Genomic DNA, 5,094 nt, shown 5'->3' with positions numbered 1-5,094 from the left:
TTGCTGCGCGGCGCGATTGCCGCGGTGCTGACCAATCCATTTGCCGGGCGATATGAGCCCAATATCTTGCCGATGATGGACCAGCTTCAGCCTGTTGGTATCCAGATGGCCGAGCGTCTGCGCGCCGCAATGGATGTGCCAGCCGAACATATTGAGGGTTATGGAAAAGGGGCAATCGTGGGCGCGGCCGGGGAACTGGAGCATGGTGCGCTCTGGCATGTGCCTGGCGGGTACGCGATGCGTGAGCTGCTTGGCTGGAAAGGCGATCGCAACGCTTATGCGCGTGGGCAGGCTGAGGAAAAAACCGGCCAGCCCGGTAACGCCTTGTCCATTGTCCCTTCGACAAAAAAAGTGGGTGCACCGGGTACGGCGCTGGATGTTCCTTTAACGCACGTCAATGCCAGTTATGTCCGTAGCCATTTCGACGCAATTGAGGTGCGTGTGCCGGGGGCTCCCTTGTCGGACGAAATCGTTTTCATCCTGGCCATGAGCACGGGCCCGCGCATTCACGCCCGGGTGGGTGGGCTGGCCGCCAGTGCCATCGCCAAATGGGATGGCTTGCGTTAAACCCGATGCGCCAGATACTTAGCAGGCACCGAGACAAGGAAAAACCATGACAGCCAGGATTCGAAAAATTGTTGTGCAAATCGACGAAACATACATCGAGATGGGAAAGGCCGTCACTCCCCCGACGCGAAAGGCATTGGCGATGGCCGTGATCGAGAATCCTTTTGCCGGGGTGTACGCGGAAAAACTCGATGCGCTGATTGACATTGGTGAGGAGCTTGGCGGGCTGCTGGGGCAAAAGTGCGTGCAGGCCCTTGGCATTGCCCCGGGCCAAGCCCATAGTTACGGCAAGGCCGCCATCGTGGGTGAGGCCGGTGAGCTGGAGCATGCGGCAGCGATCCTGCATCCCAGGCTGGGCGCGCCCCTGCGTCTGGCGGTGGAAAAGGGTGCTGCTCTGGTGCCGTCAAGTAAAAAGCGCGGTGGTCTTGGTACTGCCATTGACGTGCCGCTGGGACACAAGGATGCCGCATTCGTGCGCAGCCATTTCGATGCGATGGAAGCCCGCATCGCCGACGCTCCCCGCGCCAACGAAATTGTGGTGGCGGTCGTCGTTACGGACAGCGGCCGGCCCCTGCCGCGTGTGGGGGGGCTTCAAACCAGTGAAATCAAGGGGGAGGATGGGTTAAGGTAGCCCCGGGCTGCCAATCCATCGCTCATCGTCATGACCCATCGCCTTTCGCCTTCCATCTGACCCAAGACAACCAGGAGTACTTATGAAGCTGCACCACAAAATGCTGAGCACCGTCGCTTTCCTCGGGCTGATCACCTCATTCGTGAACGCGCATGCCCAAGGCGTCATCAAGATAGGGGAAATAAACAGCTACAAGGCCCAGCCTGCTTTCCTGGAACCGTACAAGAAAGGCATGGAACTGGCCGTTGAGGAAATCAATGCTGGCGGCGGAATCAACGGCAAGAAGGTCCAGCTGATTATTCGCGACGACAACGCAAACCCGGGCGATGCGGTCCGTGCAGCCGAAGAACTTGTCTCGCGCGAAAAAGTCGACGTGCTGACAGGCTCTTTCCTTTCCAATATCGGCCTGGCGCTCACCGATTTCGCCAAGCAGAAAAAGTTCTTTTTTCTGGCAGCGGAGCCTCTGACGGACAAAATCGTCTGGCAAAACGGTAATCGCTACACATTCCRCTTGCGGACCTCCACCTACATGCAGGTGGCCATGCTGGTCCCCGAAGCCGTTGCGATGAAGAAAAAGCGCTGGGCGGTGGTGTACCCCAACTACGAGYATGGGCAGTCCGCAGCAGCGACGTTCAAGACCTTGCTGAAGGCCGCGCAGCCCGATGTAGAGTTCGTGGCCGAGCAGGCGCCTCCACTGGGCAAGGTCGACTCGGGCAGTGTTGTGCAGGCCATGGCGGACGCCAAGCCGGACGCCATCTTCAATGTTCTTTTTGGTGCCGACCTCTCGAAGTTTGTTCGTGAAGGCAATACCCGTGGCCTGTTTCAGGGGCGTGAAGTCGTCAGCCTGCTGACGGGCGAGCCCGAATACCTCGACCCGCTCAAGGAGGAAACGCCCAACGGCTGGGTGGTTACCGGTTATCCGTGGTACGGCATCCAGACACCCGAACACAAGGCTTTCTTTCTTGCTTATCACGGCAAGTACAAAGACTATCCGCGCCTGGGTTCCGTGGTCGGCTATAGCGCCATCAAGTCCCTGGCCGAAGGCATGAAAAAAGCCAAATCGACCGATACGGAAAAGCTGATTACCGCTTTCCGCGGCCTGAACGTGACAACACCCTTTGGCCCCGTGGTTTTTCGCCCGGAAGACCACCAGTCCACCATGGGTGCCTATGTGGGACGCACAAAAAATGAAGGCGGCAAGGGCGTGATGGTCGACTATCGATATATCGATGGTTCAAAAGTCCAGCCCAGCAACGCCGAAGTGAAAAAAATGCGCGCTGCCGATTAGACCGAGGCAAGTGTTGACGGCGGCAGGTGCCGCGCCTCGTGCATGCACTCATGGCGGTTGGCCGGCAGTTCCGGTGCCGCCGTCATGTTAAAGGTGTGTCCACTGTGCGCTGCTTGCCGGTCATGCTATCCCGCAGAAAAAAGGTTTGTTCATGAGCTTCTCAGGCTTTATCGTGCAGTTGCTTAATGGCCTGGCCGGTGCATCGTCGCTGTTTCTCGTGGCGGCTGGTTTGTCGTTGATCTTTGGTGTTACCCGGATTGTCAACTTTGCCCATGGATCTTTTTTCATGGTGGGCATCTACGTTGCCTATTCATTGGTCAGTGCTCTTGGCAATACCTTGGGTTTCTGGCCTGCCTTGCTGATTGCCGCTTTGGCTGTTGGTGTTCTCGGCGGCCTGGTCGAGGTTTTGTTGCTGCGCCGTATTTACCGTGCACCGGAACTCTTTCAGTTGCTTGCAACGTTTGCGCTTGGCCTGGTGATCAAGGATGGCGTGCTGTGGTTTTGGGGCCCCGAGGAGCTGCTTGGCCCCAGGGCTCCCGGCCTGACTGGCTCTGTGTCGATTTTGGGGCGTCAGTTTCCTTCCTATGATCTTTTCCTGATCGTCGCGGGGCCTGTCGTCCTGGGTCTGCTTTGGCTCCTGCTCACCAAAACCCGCTGGGGTACCCTCGTTCGAGCCGCCACGCAGGATCGCGAAATGGTCAGCGCGCTGGGTGTGAACCAGGCGTGGTTATTCACAGCGGTTTTTGCATTGGGCGCACTTCTGGCGGGCCTTGGGGGCGCGCTTCAGCTACCGCGCGAGCCCGCCAACCTGGAAATGGATCTCAACATCATCGGCGCCGCGTTTGTGGTGGTGGTGGTCGGGGGCATGGGCTCCATCCCGGGTGCCTACGTGGCGGCACTGCTGATTGCCGAACTCAAGGCCATTTGCATCTGGCTGGGGCTGGTTGAAATTGCGGGTATCAGCATCTCTTTTTCCAAGCTGACCCTGGTGGTGGAGTTCCTCGTCATGGCGGTTGTCCTGGTGGCCCGACCCTGGGGGTTGTTCGGCAGGCCACAGGCGCCCAACCGGCATGCAGGCATGGCCGAAGAACCGCTGCGCCGGCCACACCGCTTGTACGTCTGGGGTTGTGCGGGCCTGCTGGCGCTACTGGCTTTGATGCCTGTGCTGGCGGCACAGTCCCCTTACGTCACCGTGTTACTGATTGACTTGCTGGTTGCCGTCCTGTTCGCTGTCAGCCTGCATTTCATCATGGGGCCCGCGGGAATGCACTCGTTCGGGCATGCCGCCTACTTCGGCCTTGGGGCCTATGGCGCCGCCTTGCTGGTACGAAGCCTGAACATGCCCATGGAGCTGGCTCTGGTCGTGGCACCCGTTGTGGCGGCCGTGGGGGCCTTTGTGTATGGTTGGTTCTGCGTCAGATTGTCTGGTGTTTATCTGGCGATGCTGACGCTGGCCTTTGCACAAATCACCTGGGCAGTTTGTTATCAATGGGACGTGTTCACCGGCGGCAGCAACGGATTGACCGGCGTCTGGCCTTCCGAGTGGCTGGCGGACAAGCGCATTTATTACTACCTCACTCTTGTCCTGGTGGCCGGGGGCGTCTTGCTGATGCACCGAATTCTGTATTCACCGTTTGGCTATGGCATGCGTGCGGCACGCGACTCGGTGCTGCGTTCGRACGCCATCGGCATGAATGTCAAACGCCTGCAATGGGTTGCGTTTGTGATTGCAGGTTCATTTGCGGGGCTGGCCGGTGCGCTTTATGCTTTTTCAAAAGGCAGCATTTCGCCTGAAAGCCTGCACGTCAGCAAGTCGATCGATGGTCTGGTGATGGTTTTGCTGGGGGGTATCCAGACGCTTTTGGGACCTGTCGTGGGGGCCGTCACATTCACGTGGCTGCACGATACCGTGGCGCGAAACACCGACTATTGGCGGGCCATGCTGGGCGCCATCATCCTGGTTCTTGTGCTGCTGTTCCCCCAGGGAATTGCAGGCTTTGCCAAACAGCTGCTGGCCAGTCGCCGCAGTGCGGGAGAAAAGTCATGAGCTTGCTGAAGGTATCAGGATTAGGAAAATCCTTTGGCGGTGTCAGGGCTGTCGATAGCGTGAATTTCGAGCTGGCGCAGGGCGAACTATTGGCTTTGATTGGGCCCAACGGCGCCGGAAAATCAACCATGTTCAACATGGTCAATGGGCAGTTGCGTGCAGATGCCGGCTCCATTCAGCTGGACTCGCAGGAGCTGATCGGCCTGGCGCCCCGGGATATCTGGCGCCGCGGTGTCAGCCGGACATTCCAGATCGCGGAAACCTTTTCCTCGCTGACGGTAGTGGAAAACGTCCAGATGACCTTGTTATCTGCGGACAGGAAGTTGTTTTCCATGTGGCGCCGCGCCGCAGATTACAAACGCGACGAGGCCATGGCACTCCTTGAGCAGGTCAATATGAAAGCGCAGGCTGACCGCCCTTGCAGCGTGCTGGCGTACGGGGACGTCAAGCGCGTTGAGCTCGCCATGGCCATGGCCAACAACCCTAAATTACTGCTCATGGATGAGCCGACAGCCGGCATGGCGCCCAGAGAGCGGAATGACCTGATGGCGTTGACTAAAC

5 protein-coding genes are annotated in these 5,094 nt (G+C 58.7%); all 5 read left to right on the top strand.

Annotation, left to right across the window (positions count from 1 at the left end):
- Window positions 1-567, top strand: a 567-nt coding sequence (locus AC1D1X_RS15295) for an amino acid synthesis family protein (RefSeq protein ID WP_477698586.1), incomplete at its 5' end; no start/stop codon positions are given.
- A gap of 46 nt (window positions 568-613) precedes the next feature.
- Window positions 614-1,198 carry an amino acid synthesis family protein gene (locus AC1D1X_RS15290; protein ID WP_477669076.1) on the top strand — a complete coding sequence of 195 codons (585 nt, stop codon included), beginning with the start codon at window positions 614-616 and terminating at the stop codon, window positions 1,196-1,198.
- 82 nt (window positions 1,199-1,280) lie between these two features.
- On the top strand, window positions 1,281-2,486 hold the full coding sequence (locus AC1D1X_RS15285; protein WP_477698585.1) for an ABC transporter substrate-binding protein: 1,206 nt from the start codon (window positions 1,281-1,283) through the stop codon (window positions 2,484-2,486).
- 151 nt (window positions 2,487-2,637) lie between these two features.
- A complete protein-coding gene (locus AC1D1X_RS15280; RefSeq protein WP_477698584.1) occupies window positions 2,638-4,533 on the top strand; it encodes an ABC transporter permease in 1,896 nt (631 codons plus the stop codon).
- On the top strand, window positions 4,530-5,094 hold a 565-nt coding region (locus AC1D1X_RS15275), incomplete at its 3' end, for an ABC transporter ATP-binding protein (protein ID WP_477698583.1). The genes AC1D1X_RS15280 and AC1D1X_RS15275, both read left to right, overlap by 4 nt.

Source organism: Polaromonas sp. P1_G4, from assembly GCF_056405475.1.
This window is presented reverse-complemented; position numbering and strand designations above follow the sequence as displayed.